This is a genomic window from Leifsonia sp. NPDC077715 (genome assembly GCF_040686855.1).
Classification (GTDB): Bacteria; Actinomycetota; Actinomycetes; order Actinomycetales; family Microbacteriaceae; genus Leifsonia.
Map to the genome: position 1 here is coordinate 472,277 of NZ_JBFBOG010000003.1, position 20,484 is coordinate 492,760.

General features: G+C 67.8%; 24 protein-coding genes and 2 tRNA genes. 21 read left to right on the forward strand and 5 right to left on the reverse strand.

Annotated features, from left to right (window positions below):
* Positions 1–10 precede the first annotated feature (10 nt).
* The 7 genes from AB0P25_RS16090 to AB0P25_RS16120 are packed head-to-tail and all read left to right on the forward strand — an operon-like array spanning position 11 to position 6,814.
* The gene (locus tag AB0P25_RS16090; protein ID WP_363808637.1) at positions 11–1,180 is read left to right on the forward strand and encodes a hypothetical protein; all 1,170 of its coding nucleotides are present in this window, start codon (positions 11–13) and stop codon (positions 1,178–1,180) included.
* Positions 1,165–1,905: a 2OG-Fe(II) oxygenase family protein gene (locus AB0P25_RS16095; protein WP_363808638.1), complete on the forward strand. Its 741-nt coding sequence runs from the start codon at positions 1,165–1,167 to the stop codon at positions 1,903–1,905. Before AB0P25_RS16090 ends, AB0P25_RS16095 begins: the two co-directional genes overlap by 16 nt.
* Entirely contained in the window at positions 1,898–3,247 is a 1,350-nt protein-coding gene (locus AB0P25_RS16100) for an MFS transporter (protein ID WP_363808639.1), read from the forward strand. Before AB0P25_RS16095 ends, AB0P25_RS16100 begins: the two co-directional genes overlap by 8 nt.
* A 9-nt stretch (positions 3,248–3,256) precedes the next feature.
* Complete coding sequence (locus tag AB0P25_RS16105; RefSeq protein WP_363808641.1) at positions 3,257–3,745, forward strand: ribose-5-phosphate isomerase; 489 nt, start codon at positions 3,257–3,259, stop codon at positions 3,743–3,745.
* Positions 3,745–4,731 carry a DNA-formamidopyrimidine glycosylase family protein gene (locus AB0P25_RS16110; protein ID WP_363808643.1) on the forward strand — a complete coding sequence of 329 codons (987 nt, stop codon included), beginning with the start codon at positions 3,745–3,747 and terminating at the stop codon, positions 4,729–4,731. Before AB0P25_RS16105 ends, AB0P25_RS16110 begins: the two co-directional genes overlap by 1 nt.
* Before the next feature lie 8 nt (positions 4,732–4,739).
* The gene (locus AB0P25_RS16115) at positions 4,740–5,378 is read left to right on the forward strand and encodes an FMN-binding negative transcriptional regulator (protein ID WP_363808644.1); all 639 of its coding nucleotides are present in this window, start codon (positions 4,740–4,742) and stop codon (positions 5,376–5,378) included.
* The gene (locus AB0P25_RS16120) at positions 5,375–6,814 is read left to right on the forward strand and encodes an amidohydrolase family protein (RefSeq protein ID WP_363808646.1); all 1,440 of its coding nucleotides are present in this window, start codon (positions 5,375–5,377) and stop codon (positions 6,812–6,814) included. The genes AB0P25_RS16115 and AB0P25_RS16120 overlap by 4 nt, the downstream gene beginning before the upstream one ends.
* A gap of 184 nt (positions 6,815–6,998) precedes the next feature.
* Here the strand turns inward: AB0P25_RS16120 and AB0P25_RS16125 are convergent, their stop codons facing one another.
* On the reverse strand, positions 6,999–8,276 hold the full coding sequence (locus AB0P25_RS16125) for an alpha/beta hydrolase (RefSeq protein WP_363808648.1): 1,278 nt from the start codon (positions 8,274–8,276) through the stop codon (positions 6,999–7,001).
* Between the two features lie 72 nt (positions 8,277–8,348).
* On the opposite strand from AB0P25_RS16125, the gene AB0P25_RS16130 reads away from it, so the two are divergent.
* Positions 8,349–8,804, forward strand: a complete 456-nt coding sequence (locus AB0P25_RS16130) for an NUDIX domain-containing protein (RefSeq protein WP_363808650.1) — start codon at positions 8,349–8,351, stop codon at positions 8,802–8,804.
* Positions 8,805–8,863: 59 nt separating this feature from the next.
* Here the strand turns inward: AB0P25_RS16130 and AB0P25_RS16135 are convergent, their stop codons facing one another.
* Entirely contained in the window at positions 8,864–9,346 is a 483-nt protein-coding gene (locus tag AB0P25_RS16135; RefSeq protein WP_064108827.1) for a DNA starvation/stationary phase protection protein, read from the reverse strand.
* Between the two features lie 157 nt (positions 9,347–9,503).
* Here AB0P25_RS16135 and AB0P25_RS16140 point away from each other — a divergent pair, with 157 nt between their 5' ends.
* The 4 genes from AB0P25_RS16140 (at position 9,504) to AB0P25_RS16155 (ending at position 12,261) form a co-directional block, all read left to right on the forward strand.
* Positions 9,504–10,913, forward strand: coding sequence for a sensor domain-containing protein (locus AB0P25_RS16140; protein WP_363808652.1), 1,410 nt, complete (start codon positions 9,504–9,506; stop codon positions 10,911–10,913).
* Between the two features lie 64 nt (positions 10,914–10,977).
* A complete protein-coding gene (locus AB0P25_RS16145; protein WP_363808654.1) occupies positions 10,978–11,658 on the forward strand; it encodes a response regulator transcription factor in 681 nt (226 codons plus the stop codon).
* A gap of 14 nt (positions 11,659–11,672) precedes the next feature.
* The gene (locus tag AB0P25_RS16150) at positions 11,673–12,044 is read left to right on the forward strand and encodes a cupin domain-containing protein (protein ID WP_363808656.1); all 372 of its coding nucleotides are present in this window, start codon (positions 11,673–11,675) and stop codon (positions 12,042–12,044) included.
* A 4-nt stretch (positions 12,045–12,048) separates the two neighbouring features.
* Positions 12,049–12,261, forward strand: a complete 213-nt coding sequence (locus AB0P25_RS16155; RefSeq protein ID WP_064108829.1) for an antitoxin — start codon at positions 12,049–12,051, stop codon at positions 12,259–12,261.
* 3 nt (positions 12,262–12,264) lie between these two features.
* Here AB0P25_RS16155 and AB0P25_RS16160 read toward each other — a convergent pair whose 3' ends face one another.
* On the reverse strand, positions 12,265–12,939 hold the full coding sequence (locus tag AB0P25_RS16160; protein WP_363808658.1) for a hypothetical protein: 675 nt from the start codon (positions 12,937–12,939) through the stop codon (positions 12,265–12,267).
* A 227-nt stretch (positions 12,940–13,166) separates the two neighbouring features.
* Between AB0P25_RS16160 and AB0P25_RS16165 the strand changes: the two genes are divergently transcribed.
* The 3 genes from AB0P25_RS16165 to AB0P25_RS16175 are packed head-to-tail and all read left to right on the forward strand — an operon-like array spanning position 13,167 to position 15,530.
* On the forward strand, positions 13,167–13,757 hold the full coding sequence (locus tag AB0P25_RS16165) for a hypothetical protein (protein ID WP_363808660.1): 591 nt from the start codon (positions 13,167–13,169) through the stop codon (positions 13,755–13,757).
* A gap of 5 nt (positions 13,758–13,762) precedes the next feature.
* Complete coding sequence (locus tag AB0P25_RS16170) at positions 13,763–14,836, forward strand: XRE family transcriptional regulator (RefSeq protein ID WP_363808662.1); 1,074 nt, start codon at positions 13,763–13,765, stop codon at positions 14,834–14,836.
* Between the two features lie 37 nt (positions 14,837–14,873).
* Positions 14,874–15,530, forward strand: coding sequence for a DCL family protein (locus AB0P25_RS16175; protein ID WP_363808664.1), 657 nt, complete (start codon positions 14,874–14,876; stop codon positions 15,528–15,530).
* A 14-nt stretch (positions 15,531–15,544) separates the two neighbouring features.
* Here the strand turns inward: AB0P25_RS16175 and AB0P25_RS16180 are convergent, their stop codons facing one another.
* Positions 15,545–15,787, reverse strand: coding sequence for a hypothetical protein (locus tag AB0P25_RS16180; protein WP_363808666.1), 243 nt, complete (start codon positions 15,785–15,787; stop codon positions 15,545–15,547).
* A gap of 133 nt (positions 15,788–15,920) precedes the next feature.
* A tRNA-Gly gene (locus tag AB0P25_RS16185) sits at positions 15,921–15,991 on the reverse strand.
* A 119-nt stretch (positions 15,992–16,110) separates the two neighbouring features.
* On the opposite strand from AB0P25_RS16185, the gene AB0P25_RS16190 reads away from it, so the two are divergent.
* The 6 genes from AB0P25_RS16190 to AB0P25_RS16215 all read left to right on the forward strand — a co-directional run bounded on the left by AB0P25_RS16190 (position 16,111) and on the right by AB0P25_RS16215 (position 20,405).
* Positions 16,111–16,185 (forward strand) — tRNA-Pro (locus tag AB0P25_RS16190).
* A 60-nt stretch (positions 16,186–16,245) separates the two neighbouring features.
* On the forward strand, positions 16,246–17,661 hold the full coding sequence (tig, locus tag AB0P25_RS16195; protein WP_363808668.1) for a trigger factor: 1,416 nt from the start codon (positions 16,246–16,248) through the stop codon (positions 17,659–17,661).
* A 97-nt stretch (positions 17,662–17,758) separates the two neighbouring features.
* The gene (locus tag AB0P25_RS16200) at positions 17,759–18,247 is read left to right on the forward strand and encodes a tetratricopeptide repeat protein (protein ID WP_363808670.1); all 489 of its coding nucleotides are present in this window, start codon (positions 17,759–17,761) and stop codon (positions 18,245–18,247) included.
* A gap of 90 nt (positions 18,248–18,337) precedes the next feature.
* A complete protein-coding gene (locus AB0P25_RS16205; protein ID WP_363808672.1) occupies positions 18,338–18,931 on the forward strand; it encodes an ATP-dependent Clp protease proteolytic subunit in 594 nt (197 codons plus the stop codon).
* A gap of 27 nt (positions 18,932–18,958) precedes the next feature.
* Positions 18,959–19,645 carry an ATP-dependent Clp protease proteolytic subunit gene (locus AB0P25_RS16210; protein ID WP_363808674.1) on the forward strand — a complete coding sequence of 229 codons (687 nt, stop codon included), beginning with the start codon at positions 18,959–18,961 and terminating at the stop codon, positions 19,643–19,645.
* 13 nt (positions 19,646–19,658) lie between these two features.
* Positions 19,659–20,405 carry an AAA family ATPase gene (locus tag AB0P25_RS16215; RefSeq protein WP_363808676.1) on the forward strand — a complete coding sequence of 249 codons (747 nt, stop codon included), beginning with the start codon at positions 19,659–19,661 and terminating at the stop codon, positions 20,403–20,405.
* Positions 20,406–20,484 lie beyond the last annotated feature (79 nt).

Here is a 20,484-nt window from a genome sequence, read left to right on the forward strand (position 1 = left end):
CGTCCTACTGGTGGATCGCATCCCGGACGGGGTGGGACTAGACGCGCACGATATCGCGGGCATGCAGATCTCCCGACTATGGGCTGTTCCACTCGTCGAACGCGTCGCTTTCGCGGAGAGCTACAGCCTCGTCGGCCTGCAAGCGATCGAGCGTCTGGACGACACGACATGGCGGCTGACCACGCGATCCAACACACCCGTCTCGCCAACGACCATCCTTCACAGTTGGCGCGAGAGCACCTTTCATCGTGGATCGGGAGCCTTTTTCTTCCTTCGCCATGCGCGAGTGGATTCCCCCTGTTCGCTTACCGTTACGACGCGATTCGAATACCAGGACATTCGTCCCTTTCTGGATGCTTTCGATCTTTGGATCGGTCTCCGCGCTGCCCGCGATCGCTGGCGGCAACGTTCGCCAGGGCCTTCTCGCACCTCAGTGACGGTCGGTCGCTCCACCGAGATCCGCGAGGTGCGTGATTTCGACGATGCGCGAAGGCTCACGCCAGCGCTGGCGCCTCCTGAGGCAATCCGGTGCGCACTCCCCGGCCCATTCCGGGTGACTGATCCGGTCATGACCAGTTCGTTGACCTACGTGGTGATTCCGGCGCCCTGCGGCTTGAGGCACGCGCCCGGCGATGCGAGCCGGTTCGTCGCTGAGGTGCGAACGCGGGAAGCGGCCCTGGGAGGTTTCGAGATCGACCCGCGGCCGATCTACTTCGTTCCGGCCGGTCGCAGTCGGGTCAGGGTGGAGTTCACCGACTACTTCCCGAATCGAGACGTTGCGCACGCTCTTGCTGCCGCGTGGCGCACGTTACTCACCGGCGTGCAGGTGGATGTGCTGGAAGCGCCGTATCAGGAGAGCCTTCGCCGACAGGGACTACGCGGTTACCAGCTCACCATCGTGGCGCCCATCAACGGTGCGCCGACGGGAATACTCCGCTCGGTCGTGCACCTGGCTGCCGATTGGATATCGCCCGATGTCGCTGTCGAGCTGTTGGCGTGTCTGGACCACGCCGACATCGGAGGGGACGACGATGCGACGCGCCGAGTGGCCGAGCGGGTGTGCGCAACCACCGGAGTCGGCATCCTCGGGCGCTACAGATGCTCGAGTGGTGCGGTGAATGGTCGGGTGTCGGTCTCTCACCAGGGGATCGTTCGAATAGATGAGTGGAGTGGACATTGAAGACAAGTCTGGGCGGGAAATCCGCGATTGAGGCGGGACTCGGCATTCGAGCCGAGACCATCCGCTTCTTCTCGAGTAAGGACTTCCTCGATCGGCTGGAGGCAGTACTCGCCGGCGAACCGCTCGCGGACGTCATCGAGCTACCCGGCGCTTTGCGAGCACGGGACGTCTTGAGCGATATGGCGCAGGACCAGAACTGGGCCGAGGAACACTGGACGATCAGCGACGAGGGCACCGTCGAATTAGTCGACCAGCGCCGTTTCGAGAGAGCCGAGCCCAGACATCGGTTCTCCGTCTCGGATACTCTGCGTCGACCCAGCGCCGACGCCTATGCCCTGAGAGGACTCTTGTCGGGCCTTCATTCGCCCGTCGTTCTCGACGCCTTCAGCGCCGTCGCGGGTACTCGCGGCGCGGGATACAAGTCCGCGGACATCGCGAGATACCGTCCAGGCCACTACCTGCGTCGACACGACGATCTCTATGACGGCAGGTTGTTCGGATTGGTCTTTTTCGTTCACGAAGGGTGGAAGCCCGAATACGGTACCCATCTCATCGCGGAAAAGCCCGACGGTCGCTGTCAGGTCGTTCCGCCTAAAGCGGCCTCGGTCGCGATGATGCGCCTTGCGGGCGGCCACTTCCACCAGGTGCAGCCCAATCTGAGCGCCGAGTGGCACCGATACTCGCTTGCAGTGCACTTCGGCGTCGGTGCATCCGACGGTGAATAGAACGAGACGGGCGGACGTTTGGCTCCTCGGGGCCGGCGAGCTCTTCGCGTCACTCGGCCAGCAGTTCGCTCTGTTCGTCGTCCCCCTGATCGCTGTTACGCAGTTCGGCGCTTCGCCTCTGGAGATGGGTGTTCTCAATCTGCTGGACTCTGCCGCTGCATTGAGTTTCGGGCTCGCCATCGGCACGGCGATCGATCGTCTCGGAGGAGTGTTGGGGTTGGCGCTCGCCGAAGGTGTGCGCGTCGCGTCCCTGGCGATTCTTCTTTTCTCGCTCTTGACTGCGCCCTCTCTGGTCTCGCTCTACATCGCCATGTTCGTCCTGGGGGCGGCATCACTGATGCGGGAGGCCGGGACGAGTGCGGCGGTGGTCGAGCTCGGCACTCGGTCCTCGCGATCCTTGAACAGGCTGAACGCACTCCTCCGCGGAAGCGCAGTGGTCTCGGAAACCGCTGGCCCCGGGGTGGCGGGATTCGTCGTCGTAGCCGTTGGCCTCACGCTCTCGCTTCTCGGCGGAGTCCTGGCATTCGCGCTGGCAGGCATCTGTTCACTCGTTCTTCTGCACATTGGTCGCGCGCGCGCGTCGACTGTGGTGCCAGGTGTTCTCGTCGGGGTTAGCGCTGGAGGCAGCACCAAGAACACCGAAATCGAAGCGTCACGCGACGATGTACGCAACAACGGTCGCAAGGGCGGCATTGCGACGGGACTCCGATACATCTGGTCCCACCCGCTGCTTCGCCCCCTTGTCCTTTCCTCGATCCAATTCAACTTCTTCACGGCCGCGCTGCAAGCCGTCCTGCTCGTCTACTGCGTCAGCACGATGCGGTTCTCTACTGGGGATCTCGCTGTCGTCGGTGTTGCGGCCGGCGTCGGCGCACTGGCCGGAAGCGTGCTCGCCGCAAGTTCTCTGGTCAACCGTCGTCAGAAGGCGTGGTACCTGGGTGCTCTGGCCTTTCCCGCGCTCGCAATCGTGCTGATTCTCGCAGCGCAATGGCAGGACCACACCGTTGCCGTGGCGACGGTCAGCGTCGCTGAGTTCCTCTGGGCGTCGGCGATCGTGATGTGCGTCGTTCTGTTCAACACCCTTCGCCAACTGGCCAGCCCCGAGGATCTGGTCGGGCAGGTCGCGGCCTCGGAACGCGTTCTCGCCGTAGGCGGAGAGGTGCCTGGAGCGCTCTTGGGCGGGATCATCGGCACCCTCGTCTCTCTGGACCTTGTCATGGTGACGGCGATGCTCGGAGTCGGACTTTCGATCCTGTGGGCGCCCCGCGTCCCCGATTGGTCCACCTGGGACCACACCACCACCTTAGCCACCGGCACCGGCGTCGTCGGCGGTCGTCCCTAAACTGTGGATATGCGCATCCACATCGCCACCGACCACGCCGGGCTCGAGTTCAGTGAAGACCTGCAGGAGCACCTGCGCGCGGCGGGTCACGAGGTGATCGACCACGGGCCGAAGGACTACGACCCGATCGACGACTACCCGGCGTTCTGCATCAACGCGGCGGCGGCGGTCGTGCGCGACCAGCAGGCGGGGGTGGAAGCGCTCGGGATCGTCTTCGGCGGCTCCGGCAACGGGGAGCAGATCGCGGCCAACAAGGTGAAGGGCGTGCGCGCGGCGCTCGTCTGGAACCAATCCACCGCCCAGCTCGCCCGGCAGCACAACGACGCCAACGTCATCGCCATCGGCGCGCGCCAGCACACGGTCGACGAGGCCAAGAGCTTCATCGACACCTTCATCGCCGAACCGTTCTCGTTCGAGGAGCGCCACGTGCGGCGGATCGCCCAGCTCGCGGAGTACGAGGCCACCGGCGACATCGCGGGCAAGAACGTGGACCACTGATGCCCGAGGGTCACTCCGTCCACCGCATCGCCCGCCAGTTCGCCGTCAACTTCGTCGGCCACCGTGTCGCCGTGTCGTCGCCGCAGGGCCGCTTCGCCGCGGATGCCACCCGCATCGACGGGCACGTGATGACCGACGCCAAGGCGGTCGGCAAGCAGATGTTCCTGGAGTTCGACAACGACCTGTGGCTGCGCGTCCACCTCGGCCTCTACGGCGCGTGGGACTTCGCGGGAGACATCAGCATCGACCCGACCATCGCCAGCGCGAACGGCCGGATGGGGCAGACCAACCAGCGCGGCACCGACCTCGACCCAATCCTCGACTCAGCGGGCGAGAACTCCCTCCACTCCATCGGTGCGCCGAGGCGGACCCGGCTGCGCATGGCCGAGTCGGAGAAGGTGGAGCCCGAGATCACGTCGTTCCCGCCGGAGCCCATCGGCCAGGTGCGGGTGCGGCTGCTGACCGACACCGCGGTCGCCGACCTCCGCGGGCCGACCGCGTGCGAGGTGCTCGACCCGGCGCAGATGGATGCGGTGATCGCGAAGCTGGGTCCCGATCCTCAGGTCGACGACGGCCCGGAGGCCGAGGAGCGCTTCGTCTCGATCGTGAAGCGCAAGCCGACCTCCATCGCGCTGCTGCTGATGGACCAGAGCGTCGTCAGCGGCATCGGCAACGTCTACCGCGCCGAGCTGCTGTTCCGCGCCCGCCAGAATCCGCACACCCCCGGCAAGAAGGTGCCGGAGGACACGGTGCGCGCGCTCTGGCGCGACTGGGTGCACCTCCTCCGCATCGGCGTCGAGACCGGCCAGATGATGACGATGGACGACCTCGACGACGACTCGTACCGCAAGGCGATGGCGAGCCGCGACGACCGGCACTGGGTCTACAAGCGCGAGGGGCTGCCGTGCCGGGTGTGCGGCACGAACATCGTCATGGAGGAGCTGGGCGGCCGCAAGCTGTACTGGTGCCCCGTGGATCAGGCCTAGGAGGCACCGTGCGGCAGAATCCGAGCTTCACGCTCACCGACCCGGCCGAGCTCAAGCGGCTCGTGCGCGAGAACCCGTGGGCGACGTTCGTGTCGAACACGACGAACGGGCTGGTCGCGTCCCACTATCCGGTCATCCTCGACGAGACGCGTGAGGAGTTGACGCTGCTCAGCCACGTCGGACGGCCCGATGAGCAGCTGCACGAGCTCGGACAGCACGAGCTGCTGGTCATCGTGCAGGGCCCGCACGGCTACATCTCGTCCGGTTGGTACGACGAGAAGCCCGCGGTGCCGACCTGGAACTTCATCACCGCCCACTTCTCCGGCGTCCCGGAGCTGCTGGGCGATGAGGAGAACCTGGACGTCCTCGCCCGACTGGTCGACCACTTCGAGGATGAGCTGCCGACGCCCCGACGCATGCGCGGGACGGTGGAGGACACGGCCTACGCCGAGCGGATCGTGTCCGGCACGGTGGGCCTCCGGCTGACTCCCACGCGGGTCGTGGCCAAGCAGAAGATGAGCCAGAACCGGCCCGACCACATTGTGGACGCCATCATGACCGAGCTCGACGGCGACGGACCGTACGCGAGCGCCGGGCTGCTGCGCGAAATGCGGCTCGTGCACGACCGCCGCCGCGCCGCGCGATGACGCTGGTCCTCTCCGTCGCCCGGGTGCCCGGACGAGACGGCCTGGTGGATGTGGTACTCGAGGGCGCGCAGATCGCGGACGTCACGCCGCCCGGGGCCGCGGCGGGCGAGCGCATCCACCTCGATGGCCGGTGGATCGTGCCCGGACTGTGGGATCAGCATGTGCACTTCACGCAGTGGGCGCAGACCGCGCGCCGCCTCGACGTTTCCCGGGCCGCGTCGGCCGCCGAGGCCGCTGCGCTCGTGCGCGAGCGGGCGTCCGCCGACGCGGGCGGCGACGTCCTCGTGGGGTTCGGTTTCCACGACGCGCTCTGGCCGGACACTCCGACCCGGGAGCTGCTGGACGCGGCCGCAGGGCACCGCCCGGTCGTGCTCATCGCCGGCGACCTCCACTGTTCCTGGCTGAACACCGCCGCCGCTCGTCGGTTCGCGCCGGCGTCATCGGACGCGGTGCTGCGGGAGGACGCCAGCTTCGCTGTCACCAGCCTCCTCACCGCGGCCGACGACGCGACGCTCGATCGCTGGGCGGCGGATGCCGCGCGGGCCGCCGCGACGCGCGGTGTGGTCGGCATCGTCGACCTCGAATACGGCTGGAACCTCGACGTCTGGACGCGCCGCATGGCAGCCGGCGCGCGTGGCCTGCGCGTCGACTTCGGCATCTACCGCGAAGACCTCGAGCAGGCCATCGCGCTGGGCCTGCGCACCGGTGCTGTCATCGAAGGGACCGGCGGCCTCTTGACCGTCGGACCACTGAAAGTGATCTCCGACGGCTCGCTCAACACGCGCACCGCCCTCTGCAGCCACGCCTACCCGGACGGCGGTCACGGCGTCGCGAACCTCACAGAGCGCGAGCTGCTGGATGCGCTCCGCCTCGCCTACGCCAACGGCCTCACCGCCGCGGTGCACGCCATCGGCGACGAGGCCAACCGGCGCGCGCTCGACGCCTTCGAGGCCGTCGGCGCGGGTGGGCGCATCGAGCACGCGCAGCTGATCGACGCGTCCGACATCCCGCGGTTCGCACGCCTCGGCGTGACCGCGAGCGTGCAGCCCGAGCACGCGATGGACGACCGGGATGTGGCCGATTCGCTGTGGTCGGACCGCACCGACCGCGCGTTCCCGCTCGCTGAGCTGCACGCCGCCGGCGCCCGGCTCGCCTTCGGCTCGGACGCGCCCGTCGCGCCGCTCGACCCGTGGGCGGCGATCGCGTCGGCCGTCGGCCGCACCCGCGACGGGCGCGAGCCGTGGCATCCCGAGCAGGCGGTGTCCGCGGAGGTCGCGCTCGGCGCATCCACCCGCTCCACGGTCGCCGCGGGGCAGCCGGCCGACCTCGCGGTGCTCGACCGCGACCCCTTCGCCGTGTCGCCGGACGACCTCCGCACCATGCCGGTCGCCGCCACCCTGCTCGCGGGCCGCTTCACGCACGACACCCTCCGCTGACGCGCGGCGCTCTGCCCGATTCCGCCCCTGCGCGGGCGATTCGTGCCGAATCGTCGCCATTCGCGGCAAGTGGCGCACACTCGGCACGAATCGCGCCTCCTGTTCGGCGCGATTTGCGCCAAATCGTGGTTTTGGGCACAGGATTCCCGCGATTTGGCGCAAATCGCATTGCCCGCCGCGACGATCACCGCCCGCGCTGCAGCATCCGGTCGACGCCGGGCGTCGTCGCGATCGCGGTGTTCCGCAGCGACTCGGTGTACGCGTCCAGGTACCCGTAGTGGGTCAGGTGCTCGGCGTACTTCTCCTCGAACAGCGCCGCGCTGGTGATGTGCGACCAGGCGCTGGAGTACGGGTCGTCGTTCCACGGCGAGTGCAGCACCGGCGCGTGCCCGGTCACGGGCAGCAGGTCCGCCGTCTCGTCACCGTCGACGCTGATCACGGTCGCCCCGAAACCCGGCGACCGCGGGTCGCGGCGGGTGATGCGCCCGAACCGCGCCTCCCCGTCCGCCTCCGCCTCGCCCGCGTAGGTGTGCTGCACGCCGAGCGCGCCGGCGTTCGGGATGCGGTCCTCGATGCCCGCGGAGCCCAGCATCACGAACGCGTACACGCCGAGGTCGCGCGCGTCGGCGAGGGCGTCGGCGCTGGTGGTCGTCCCGTACGAGTGCGCCACCACGTTGAGGGCGCGCGGCGGATCCTCGTGCCGCACCGCATTGACGCCGCGGAGGTCGGCCGTCAGCAGCGGCGCGCCGCGCGACGCGTAGTCGCCGAGGGCCGCATCCACGCCGGGCGGGGGAGTGACGTACCCGATCCACGACACCACCGCCCGCCGCGTCGGCGCGCCGACCGTGCCCTGCTCGTCGTAGAGGTTCTGCGCGGACTGCGTCCACAGCTGCATGTCGTCCGTGTACGTGCCCATCCCCGGCACGACGAAGGTGATGTCGGAGGCGGTGTCTAGATTCCCGAGAGCGATCGCGGCGAGCGGCGGCCGGTCGAGGCTCAGCGAGATGAGGTGCCGCGCCGGCGTGCGCTTGCCGCCGATGGTCTTCTGGATGGCCGTGAGCGCACCGAGGACCCGCGCGGACGTGGCGTGGTCCGGGTGCCGCTCGACGTCCCGCTTCTCGGTCGCGATCGCCTGCTTCAGCGCGCGCCGGTTCGCCTTCTCCCGGTCCTTGTAGTCGACGCCGTCGAGGTTGCCGACCACCTCGGGCAGCGTCTCGATCGCGTCGGTGCGGGTGTCCGCATCCAGGTCGTCCCACTCGGCGTGCACCGCGTCGGGGTCGGTGTTGGCCAGCTGGACGACGAGCTCGGGATGGTCGGCGAGGTATGCCTCCTGCTGCTCGTCGTTCATCGCCTTCAGCACGTCGAAGGTCGTGATCGGGGCGGCCCCGGCGGCGGGCGCGATCAGCAGCCCGACCACCGCGACGGCGCCGAGCGCGACCGCGACGATCACCCGGCGGCGCATGGTCGGAGCCTAACGCCGTGGTCGAGACGCTGTCCACGGGACAGTGCACTCACGGGTGCGTAGGCTGCGGTCATGCCGATGTCCGATTACGTGCAGTCCCTCCGCGACCGGATCGGGCACGACCTGCTCGTCCTCCCCGGCGTCTCGGCCCTCATCCGGGACGGCGACCGCTTCCTCCTGGGCCGGCACACCCACTCCGGCCTGTGGAGCATCATCGGCGGCGGCATCGAGCCGGGCGAGGAGCCGGTCGACGCCCTGATCCGGGAGGTGCGGGAGGAGACGGGCGCGGGTGTGGAGGTCGGACGCGTGATCGGCGCGTACGGCGGCGAGCCGCTGATGGTGGAGTACCCGAACGGCGACCGGGTGGCGTACACCACGGTCGCCTACGAGTGCCGCCTGCTGAGCGAGCCCGCGCCCGATCTGGACGAACTCCTCGAGCTGGGCTGGTTCGCACCTGACGACTTCGCGCGGCTCCCGAGGCGGAGGTGGATCGACCGCCTGATCGCGGACGCGCTTACGCTGGGCTGACGCGCCTTCGACATGACGAAGGGCCGCCCGCGATTGCGGACGGCCCTCCGAGGTCTGCGTTACTCGCTGATGTGCGCGAAGAGGAACCAGCGGTCCTTGTCGAGCCCGCGCGCGATCTCGATGGCGACGTCCTGGCTGGTCGCGTCGAGCTCGGCGAGCTCGCGCACGGCGGTGTTGACGGCGGCGAGCGCGGCGTCGAGCTGCGCGATCACCTCGGCGATGGTCTCGTTCGAGGGGCGGAAGCCGGCGGTCAGCTCGCCCGTGGTGGTCTTCGCGGCGACCGTGCCGAGCCGGGCATCCACCGGGAGGCCGAGGGCGACGATGCGCTCGGCGGCCAGGTCGGCCCACTCCTGCGCGTGGTCGACGATGGTGTCCAGGAGCTCGTGCACGCCGATGAAGTTGGCGCCGCGGACGTGCCAGTGGGCCTGCTTGCCGTTCACGACGATGGCCGTGAGGTCGACGACGACCGGGCTGAGGAACTGCGCGACCCCGGCCGCGACGTCCGGGTTGGAGACACTGGGGATTGCGGCGATGTCGGTCATGAGTGCGTCCTTTCTTCCACCTGCCCCAACGCTAGCGACGGCCCCGCATTCCGACAACGAAGCGAAGGCTCCGCTTACTAAGGTCGGGTTAACCCCCCGACCGATCGGGAGGGTCGCGGGATGGGGTGCACCCGGTCCGTCCGGCCAGGCTGAGGTCATGTCCACCGAACCCGTCATCACTTCTGCCACGCTGGATGCCGTGACCGCATCCGGCCCCGCTCCCGTCCCGGCCCCCGCGTCGGCGCGCGCGTCTGCGCCCGCCCGCTACGGCTCGCTCTGGCGTGGCGTGCCGAGGGAGCTCGGCTTCCTGCTGCTCACCATGCCGATCGCGATCATCGGCCTCACAGTGCTGCTCACCCTGTTCTGGACGGGTGTCGGCACCATCGTCATCTACATCGGCTTCTTCATCGTGGTCGCCGCCTTCTACACCGCGCGCGGGTTCGGCGTCGTCGAGCTGACGCGCCTCGACTGGGCGGGCCGCCCGTCCATCCCGCGACCGGTGTGGGAGAAGCCCGGGACGCCGCGGACCTTCTGGCGCGCCATCTTCGGGCCTTTCGCCAACGGCCACTACTGGCTGTACCTCCTGCACGGCGTGATCATCAACCCGGTCGTCAGCATCGTGTCCTGGTCGCTCACGATCACGTGGGCGTCGATCGCGCTGGGCGGTCTGACGGGGTGGATCTGGCTGCCGTTCATCCCGCAGGGGAACCGGGACTTCTACCTCTCGCAGACCATCGTGGATGCGGTCTTCGGCACGCATTCGACCTTCGACCCGAACACGGGCGACCGCATCCTCTACGTGATCGCGGGCGTGCTGTTCGCCGTGACGCTGCCCTTCGTCACGCGCGGGCTGACCCTGGCCCACCACGGCATCGCCCGCGGCGTGCTCGGACGCTGGCCGTCGGAGGCGCTGCAGGCGGAGGTCGCCGACCTGTCCGCTTCGCGGGGAGCGGCGGTCGCCGCGGAGGACCAGGCGCTGCGTCGGCTGGAGCGCGACCTGCACGACGGCCCGCAGCAGCGGCTCATCCGGCTGCAGATGGACATTGCCGCCGCCGAGCGCAAGCTCGCCGACGACCCGGAGGCCGCCGCCACCCTGCTCGCCGAGGCCCGGCAGCAGGCCGGCGACACCCTGGAGGAGCTGCGCGCCCTGTCCCGCGGCTTCGCCCCGCCCATCCTGCAGGACCGCGGTCTCGTCGCCGCCGCCGACTCGCTCGCCGCGCGCAGCCCCATCCCGATCACGGTGGAGTCGACGCTGGAGCAGGGGGAGCGGTTCAGCCCGGAGCTCGAACGCAACGCCTATTACGTGCTCGCCGAGCTGGCCGCGAACCTCGCGAAGCACTCGGAGGCGACCGCCGCGCGGATGTTCATCGACGAGACGACGGACGCGTCGGGCGCCGCCTGGCTGAACGTCTGGCTGACCGACAACGGACGCGGGGGAGCGTCGCTCGTTGCCGGCCACGGCCTCAGCGGCCTGCAGGAGCGTGTGCGCGGCCTCCGCGGCGAGCTGGTCGTCGAGAGCCCCGCCGGCGGTCCCACCCGCATCGGCGCCCGCATCCCGCTCGCCTGAGCCCTTCTCGTTGACGCAACACGCCGCCCGGCCGCCCGCCGCGACGGCGTGTCGCGTCAACTCCATGCCCTCTAGGCTGGGAGCCGTGCCGAGTGAAGACCGACCGCTGCGCGTCGTCGTCGCGGATGACTCCGTCCTGTTGCGCGAAGGCCTCATCCGGCTGTTCGACGAGGCCGGGTTCGACACGGTGGGCGCGTTCGGGGACGCGGACACGCTGCTCGAGGCGCTGCCCGACCTGATGCCCGACGTCGTCGTGCTCGACGTGCGGATGCCGCCCACGTTCCGCGACGAGGGCGTGCGGGCCGCGCTGCGCATCCGGCGCGAGCATCCCGACATCGCCGTGCTGCTGCTCTCCCAGTACGTCGAGGGCACGTACGCCCAGGAGCTGCTTGCGGGCGGCGACGGCGGCACCGGCTACCTGCTCAAGGACCGCATCGCGTCCCTCGACGAGCTTCAGGATGCGGTCACCCGCGTGGCCGCTGGCGGAACCGTGCTCGACCCGCAGGTCGTCCGAGAGCTGCTGACCCGCCGCACCGACCCGCTCGCCACCCTGACGCCGCGCGAGCGGGAGGTGCTGGAGCTGATGGCCGAGGGCCGCACCAACGCCGCCATCGCCGCCCGCATGGTCGTCGGCGTCGGCGCGGTGGAGAAGAACGTCACTTCCATCTTCCAGAAGCTGGGACTGGAGGACTCCGGCGACGACCACCGCCGGGTGCTCGCAGTCCTGGCCTTCCTGCAGCGCTGAGGAGACGTATGGATGTGACCCGCACCACGCTCGACGACCACCGCCTCGACGAGGTCGTCCCCGTCCGCCATGTGGAGGTGCGACGCATCGAGATCGCGCCGGGCGTCCATCCGGGCGCCCACTGGCACAACGGCCCTGTGTTCGGTGTGGTCGAGCGCGGGTCGGTGGTGTTCGCCGTCGGCGACGAGCCGGAGCGGGTGCTTTGCCCGGGCGACACCTTCTTCGAACCCGGCGACCGCACCATTGCGCGGTTCGACGCGACGGACGAGGGTGTGACGTTCCTCGCCTGGTTCCCGCTCGCCGACGGGGTCGCGCCGGAACTCACGATGGGGGAGCTGCCCGGCTGTTCCGGACCTGGCCAGCGCCGCCGTGCGGGTGTTGGATGACCCCATGGCAGGTTTCGACGACATCACGAAGAAGGCCCAGGAGTTCCTGAATGACCCGAAGGTCAAGGACGCGCTGAGCTCCGAGCAGGCCGAGGACATCAGCGATAAGCTGCTGGACGGCGTGGCGGGGGCCGCGAAGAAGGTCACCGGCGGCAAGTACGACGACAAGATCGAGGGCGCCAGGGACCAGGCCGACAAGCACGTCGGCAACGAATAGCGGTCAGCTGCTCGGGTTGACCGGCTGCAACGCCGTGACCGCCCGCCGGTAGATCGAGAACCCCCACAGCATCGCCAGCACCACCGCGACGAGGGCGATGACGACGCCGACGATGATCGCGGCGGCCGGCGGGGCGCCGAGCGCGGCCGTGGTGCTGCCCACGAAGAGCCCGATCACGATCGCCTCGACTACGGCGATCAGCATCATCGAGCTGCCCAGCACCGGCGACGCGCCCCGCGGCCCGAAGAAGTGGTACGTGACGCGGATGCCCTCCTCATCGTCGTTCGCCGACGCGTAGAGGTAGCGGCCGAGTCCCGGATCGAGGTCGAGATAGGCGGCGCGCAGCCGGTTCATCGCGACGACGTACATCATGTCCTCGTCAGATGTGTTGAAGACCCGCACCATCGTGATCAGGCCCAGAAGCGCGAGCACCAGAAGCACCCCGAGCGCCGCCAGCCCGAACCACCCGCGGAACCCGCTGGCTTGGCCGATGAAGCCGAGGGTCACGAGGCCGGCGGAGACGAGGGTGAGGAAGATCGCGATGCGCGTCAGCACCTCGGACTGGGTGGTGCTCCGGGACGCGAGGAGGCTCCAGTGCTCGGTCGCGAGCAGCTGGGCGCGGAGGCTGCGCTGCGCGTCGGTGAGGTGGTGCTCGTCGGGCGGGGTGGGCGCCGTCATGCGGCCATTGTCGCGCGAAGCAGGCTAGTGCTGCATCTGCGAAACATGGCGGAGCAGTGTCGCGCTGGCAAGGATCGGCTTATGCGAGCAGTCCGTTCGCTGAACGGATTCGTGCCACGAGCTCGTCCACGCGACTCCTAAGCTCCCTGGGATGGCGTTTGAACCCGACGCGCCGATTAGTTCGCGAATATTTGACAGCCGCGAGTTTATAGGTGAGACTTTGACTCATGATTGATGAACTCCTCTCCAGGCAGGACGCTGAGGCGATCCTGGCGCCGCACCTTGGAGCACTTCGCGGTTTCTTGGAGCAGGGTTGGGCCGACTGGCATGAGTCGGTGCTGGCTGCGCCCAAGTTGGCGACCTCGCGCCCCACCACACGGGCGAACATGGTCTACGACCGGATCACTTTCCACGCCGAGGAGTACTTCGATGCCAAGGGCATTCCTGCGGTGAGAAAGGGCCAGATGTTGGCCGTGTCACTCGATGACGGGCGTTTGATTCTGCGCTTCAAGAAGTTCCGCAGCCGAAAACTTGGCACGTCGGGTATCCCGACCCAGCAACGGCTTGAGTTCGAGTTGCAGCAGGTCGTGCTGGACGGTACGGCGGCGACCTACATCGTGGCTGGGTACTTGCCCGACGAGCTGGGCATCGGCCTGGACGTTCTGGCCATCGCATGTACCTACAACGGGCGCGTTATCTGGCAGATCGACCTCAGCGACGAGGGAACGGCCTCGGTCACCCCCGTTCGCGTGGATGCTCCTCAGGGTCCGCCCGTTCGCAGCACGCGGCCTGCCGCGCGCGAGGAAGCTGAAGGATAGGACTTATGAATCCGCAGATGTTGACTCTTCTGCGCGAATCACGGGGATACAGCGGTGCTCAGCTTGCGAAGCTGGCTGGCATCCCGCAGCCGACCCTCTCCAAAATGGAGAACGGCCTGGCTGTGATCGATGACGCGCGGCTTCAACAGCTCGCTGACGCGCTCGACTACCCCGTGGAAGCGTTCAACTGGACGGATCCGATCTACGGGTTCGGTTCCGCCGCTTTTTATCACCGTAAGCAGCAGGCTCTTCCCCAGACCACCCTTCGCAAGATTCAGGCGCAGGTGAATCTGACTCGAATGCGGCTGGACAAGCTGCTTCGGTCGATCGAGGTAGACACGCAGTATGTCGTCCCCTCCCTCGAAGTCGAAGAGTACGGGACGCCCGCCGAGGTTGCGCGTGCCGTGCGCGCACTTTGGCGGATGCCGATGGGACCTGTCCGCGACATGGCCGCTGCATTGGAGCTTGCCGGGATCATCGTGGTGCGGAGCAATCTAGAGTCGCCAAAGATTGCAGCAATCAGTCTCGACAACGTGGGCACTTATCCAGCGCTTATCATCCTCAACACAGGTCTGCCTGCCGACCGCGAACGGTTCACTCTCGCTCATGAGCTCGGGCATCTCGTTATGCACTCAGTGCTGGTAACCACAGACGAGGCGGAGCGAGAGGCCGACGCATTTGCAGCCGAATTCCTGATGCCAGCGGCTGAGATTCGGACGGAACTCAAGGGCATCACTTTGGCGCGTGCGGCTCAACTCAAGCTTGTCTGGCGAGTCGCGATCAGTGCGCTTGTTCGCCGAGCTCGTGACCTTGGAGTCATCGATGACACGCGATACAAGAGCCTGATGGTTTCGATGTCGCAGAAAGGCTGGCGCAAGTCAGAGCCGGTCGAGGTGGCGCATGACCACCCCACAGTCATGTCGTCCCTTATCAAGGTTCATCTCTCCGATCACGACTACACCTTTGATGAACTCGCGCGAGTGGTCGCTCTCAACCGAGATGAGTTCGCTATGCGTTTCGATTTGGACGCACCCCGTGGTGATGAGCACAGAAGCTCCCACCTTCGAGCACTGAAATGAGGCAGCAGTGGTGGCGATTCCCTTTGTGACTCCGTCAATGTCGTTCCGCAGCCGAACGGCGGCGAAGAACTACATCCGAGACAACATTCTGCGTGCGTACGAGTTGCGGACTCGCATCCCTGCAGGAGCCCACGATCAGCTTCTTCGCGAGGTACTGCGACTCCATTCGGACGCTGAGGAGAAGATCGGGCCCGGTATCGACTACTTCTATGTCGAAGAGACCTGGCGGCTCCCCGGCAAGGAGGCTGTCAGCCGGGACCAACGCGCGATCATCGTCGTGCGCACGGACGGCACGGAGCGCGACTGGAGCTACTGGCACGTGATCGACCAGCCAGGGGAAGCCGCAAACGTCAAGAGCGCGCTCGCGTTCGCGCTAGAAGATGGGCGCCTCAGGAGGCGAGATGCCGACTTCGCAGCGGGAATGCCGCCCGTGTACTGCGCGCTGACCGGCGAACTGATTCGACAGAAGCATCAAGCGGACACCCGGCACCTCAGCCCTACCTGGGGCGAGCTAACCGAGGGCTTCGCGAGCGCACACGGTGGCTGGAGTGCGATTGAGACGCATAGCGGAGACGGTTACATATTCGTCGGGCGAGACGTCGAGGACGAGACGCTGCGAAACGAGTGGCTCGACTATTACGCGGTGCACGCCAACCCCGTTTACGTCAAGAACGAGAGTCCGGAGCGCAGCTAAGAGGAGGGGCCTCGTTACGAGTTGTCTCCGGCTAGCTCGCGGAGTCGGCGCATCAGGGGCGTCTCCTCGATAATCTCGGCATTGTTTCCCCGCTCGATGCGGTTAATGATGCGATCAAGATGGTCCGGCTCAATTTCGCCCACGGGAATGGCCTCACCAGCGCCAGTGACCCAAACCTCGTCCTGGCCCCACATCGTGCCCTCGCCGTATCGCCACGCATTTGCGCGGCGGCCGTGCTCTGCCGGATCAGTGGTCATCCCAACTCCAATCGCCGGGGCCGAGCCTACTTGCTAGGAAACCGAAGGCTCCACAGATGGAGGCGGGGTTTTGGCGGGGATCGCGTTCCGGAGCGTTTCGCTCAACGGGCGGCTCGCCCAGTGTTTACAACGGAGGGGATGACGGGAATCGAACCCGCGTAATCAGTTTGGAAGACTGAGGCTCTACCATTGAGCTACATCCCCGGGGCCGCACCGGCGGCGCCGCGGCCACCTTCTGCGCGGTGGCCGGAGACCATCGTAGTACACGCGGCGCGGCCGAGCGTGCAGTAGACTCGGGGACGGTCTTTCGCACCGCTTCAAGCCGGGGCGTAGCTCAGCTTGGCTAGAGCGCCCGCTTTGGGAGCGGGAGGTCGCAGGTTCGAATCCTGTCGCCCCGACGAGGACCTCGTTCCTTGCGAGAAGACCATCGTTCGAACATTCAGGAGAACCCAGACATCGTGAAGACCACGGTCGAGAAGCTCAGCCCCACGCGCACCAAGCTCGTCATCTCGGTGACGCCGGAGGAGCTGCAGCCGTCCATCAAGCACGCCTACGAGCACATCGCGGAGCAGGTGAGCATCCCCGGTTTCCGTAAGGGCAAGGTGCCGCCGCCCATCATCGACCAGCGGGTCGGCAAGGCCGCCGTCCTGGAGCACGCGGTCAACGAGGGTCTGGACGGGTTCTACCGCCAGGCCATCGAGGAGAACGACGTGCGCCCGCTCGGCCGTCCGGAGGCGGACATCACCGAGTGGCCGAACGAGAAGGACTTCTCGGGCGACCTGCTCCTCACCATCGAGGTCGACACGCGCCCCGAGGTGACCATCCCGTCCTTCGACGACATCACCATCACGGTCGACGCGGCCGAGGTCGGCGTCGACGACGTCGAGGAGGAGCTGGACCGCCTCCGCAGCCGCTTCGGCACCCTCGTGACCGTGGACCGCCCGGCCAAGACGGGCGACTTCGCGCAGATCGACCTGACCGCCGAGATCGGCGGCGAGGAGGTCGACACCGCGGCCAACATCTCGTACGAGATCGGCTCCGGCGAGCTCATCGACGGCATCGACGAAGCGCTCGACACCCTCACCGCCGGCGAGACCACCACCTTCGAGGCCCCGCTCATGGGCGGCGACCACGAGGGCGAGAACGCGCAGATCACCGTCACGCTGAACGCCGTCAAGGAGCGCGAGCTCCCGGAGGCCGACGACGACTTCGCGCAGATCGCCTCCGAGTTCGACACCATCGGCGAGCTGCGCCAGAGCCTGCGCGCCCAGGTCGAGCGCGCCAAGGTGTTCGGACAGGGCACTGCCGCGCGCGACCAGCTGGTCGACACGCTGCTCGAGCTGGTCGAGATCCCGGTTCCGGAGCAGCTGGTCGAGGACGAGGTCCACCGCCACCTGGAGCAGGAGAACCGCCTCGAGGACGACGTCCACCGCGCCGAGGTCAAGGAGTCCAGCGAGAAGACGTTCAAGACGCAGATCCTCCTCGACGAGGTCGCGCAGAACGAGGACATCAAGGTCAGCCAGGACGAGCTCACCCAGTACCTCGTGCAGGGTGCCGCCCAGTACGGCATGGACCCGAACGAGTTCGTCAAGATCCTCAGCGAGAACGGCCAGATCCCCTCGATGGTCGGCGAGGTCGCCCGCAACAAGGCGCTCGCGATCATCCTCGGCAAGGTGAAGGTCGTCGACTCGAACGGCAAGCCCGTCGACCTGGCCGAGTTCACGGCGATCGCCGACGCGGATGACGCAGAGGCCGACGAGGCCGCCGCCGAGGCGCCTGCGGAGCAGGCCGACGAGCCCGCCGCCGAGGAGGCCCCCGCCGCCGAGGAGAAGCCCAAGAAGCGCTCCACCAAGAAGAAGGCCGACGACAAGTAAGCCGTCCCCCTCTGGTTGACACGACACGCCGTCTCGTACTGTTACGAGGCGGCGTGTCGCGTCATATGGACGCGCGCCGACGGATGAGGGAGCGCGGATGAGCGACGACTGGCGGCAGCGGGTGGATGCGGTGTGGGCGTCCGCCGACGACACGAACGAGGACGCGACCCTCGCGTCCATCGACGCCCTCGTCGCCGAGCGCGACCCGAACGACCCGGAGGCGCTGTTCGAGGCCGCGAGCGCGCGCGACTTCGCCGGCCGCGAGACCGACGCCGAGCCGTTCTACCGCGCCGCCCTCGCCCACGGCCTCGCCGAGCCGTACCGCGGGCAGGCGATCGTCCAGCTCGCCAGCACCCTCCGCAACCTCGACCGTCCCGCCGAGGCGCTGAGCCTGCTGCGCGACTTCCTCGCCGCCGAGCCCGAGCATCCCCTCGCCGACGCCGCCCGCGCGTTCGCCGCCCTGGCATTGTTCGACGACGGCATGCGCGCCGACGCGCTCCGCGAAGCCCTCGGCGCCCTGGCCCCGCACCTCCCGCAGTACGCACGCGCCGTCACCGCCTACGCGGACGCCCTCGACGACGACTGACCCGCCGCATCTGCCCACGGCGAACAGCGCCGAAATGCGCCCGGCGCTCCGATAGATTCGATGCCAAGCGACAAAGGAAATGGAGCGAACATGGCCGACATGGGTATCCAGCCCAGTGTTTTCGACAGACTGCTGAAGGACCGCATCATCTGGCTCGGCTCCGAGGTCCGGGACGAGAACGCGAACGAGATCGCCGCGAAGCTGCTGCTCCTGGCCGCGGAGGACCCGAAGCGGGACATCTACCTCTACATCAACTCTCCCGGTGGTTCGATCACCGCCGGTATGGCCATCTACGACACGATGCAGTTCGTCCCGAACGACATCGTCACCGTCGGCATCGGCATGGCCGCCTCGATGGGGCAGCTGCTGCTCACCGCGGGCACCAAGGGCAAGCGCTACATCACCCCGAACGCCCGCGTGCTGCTCCACCAGCCGCACGGCGGCTTCGGCGGCACCGCGAGCGACATCCAGACGCAGGCGCAGCTCATCATCGACATGAAGAACCGCCTCGCGCAGATCACCGCGGAGGCCACCGGCAAGTCCGTCGAGCAGGTCAACGCCGACGGCGACCGCGACCGCTGGTTCTCCGCTCAGGAGGCACTGGAGTACGGCTTCGTGGACCACATCCGCGAGTCGGCTCTCGATGTCGCCGGCGGCGGCGGCACCGAGCCGGACAAGAACTGACGACGCCTGAAGGATAAGGAAAACAGTATGAACACCCCCATGCTCGGCGGATCCGCCGGAGTCGGCGGTCAGGCATTCGGCGGCATCCAGGCCCCGGGCTCCCGGTACATCCTCCCCAGCTTCGAGGAGCGCACCGCTTACGGCTACAAGCGCCAGGACCCGTACGCGAAGCTGTTCGAGGACCGCATCATCTTCCTCGGCGTGCAGGTCGACGACGCGTCGGCTGACGACATCATGGCCCAGCTCCTCGTGCTCGAGAGCCAGGACCCGGACCGCGACATCGTCATGTACATCAACTCGCCCGGTGGCTCGTTCACCGCGATGACGGCGATCTACGACACGATGCAGTACATCCGCCCCCAGATCCAGACGGTCGTGCTCGGCCAGGCCGCCTCGGCCGCCGCCGTGCTCACCGCCGCCGGAACCCCGGGCAAGCGCCTCGCGCTGCCGAACGCCCGCATCCTCATCCACCAGCCCGCCGTCGGCGAGGCCGGTCAGGGGCAGGCGTCCGACATCGAGATCCAGGCGAACGAGATCATGCGCATGCGCACCTGGCTGGAGGAGACGCTGTCGAAGCACTCCAACCGCTCGGTGGAGCAGGTCAACAAGGACATCGACCGCGACAAGATCCTCGGCGCCCAGGAGGCCCTGGAGTACGGCCTCATCGACCAGGTGCTCACCAGCCGCAAGACGCTGCCGGCGCTGGTCAAGTAGTAGCCTTCGCCGTATGGCGGAACGGGGCGGTCTCTTCGATGACCGCCCCGTTCGTCGTATCCTGCCCGACCCGGATGCCGTCATCGACCGGGCTGCGTGGCCGGCGACGGTCCCGGCCGTAGCCCAGCTGCTCCGCGACGGCCTGGAGCTGCCGCGCGGGGTGACCTTCCTCGTCGGGGAGAACGGCAGCGGCAAATCGACCGTCATCGAGGGGATCGCCACCGCCTACGGCATGCCACCCGAGGGCGGCAGTACGAACGGCTCGCACGTCACCCGGCCGAGCGAGTCGCCCCTCGGCGGGTGGCTGCGGATCGAGCGCAGCCTCGGCACCCCGCGGTGGGGCTTCTTCCTCCGCGCGGAGACGATGCACGGCTACTACACGTATCTGGAGTCGCTGCCGCAGAGCCCGGACACGCACCTGCACCAGCTCTCGCACGGCGAGTCCTTCAACGACCTGCTCGCCAACAAGCTGAACCATCCGGCTCACGTCACCGGCTTCGCGTGCCTCGACGAGCCGGAGGCGGCCCTCTCCTTCGGCTCGACCCTCAAGTGGCTCGCGGAGCTGAACGAGATGGCCGCCCGCGGGACGCAGGTGCTCTGCGCGACGCACTCGCCCGTCCTGGCCGCCCTTCCCGGCGCCCACATCCTCGAACTCGGGGAGTGGGGGATGCGCGAGACGGCCTGGGAGGACCTCGAGATCGTCATGCACTGGCGCTCGTTCCTCGACGCTCCGGAGCGATACTTCCGCCATCTGCTGTGAGCAGAACCGCCGTGTGAACCAAAACGGCCGACATGCACGCCAATGTCGGTCTCACGGGTTAGGCTCGACGGAAGAACGA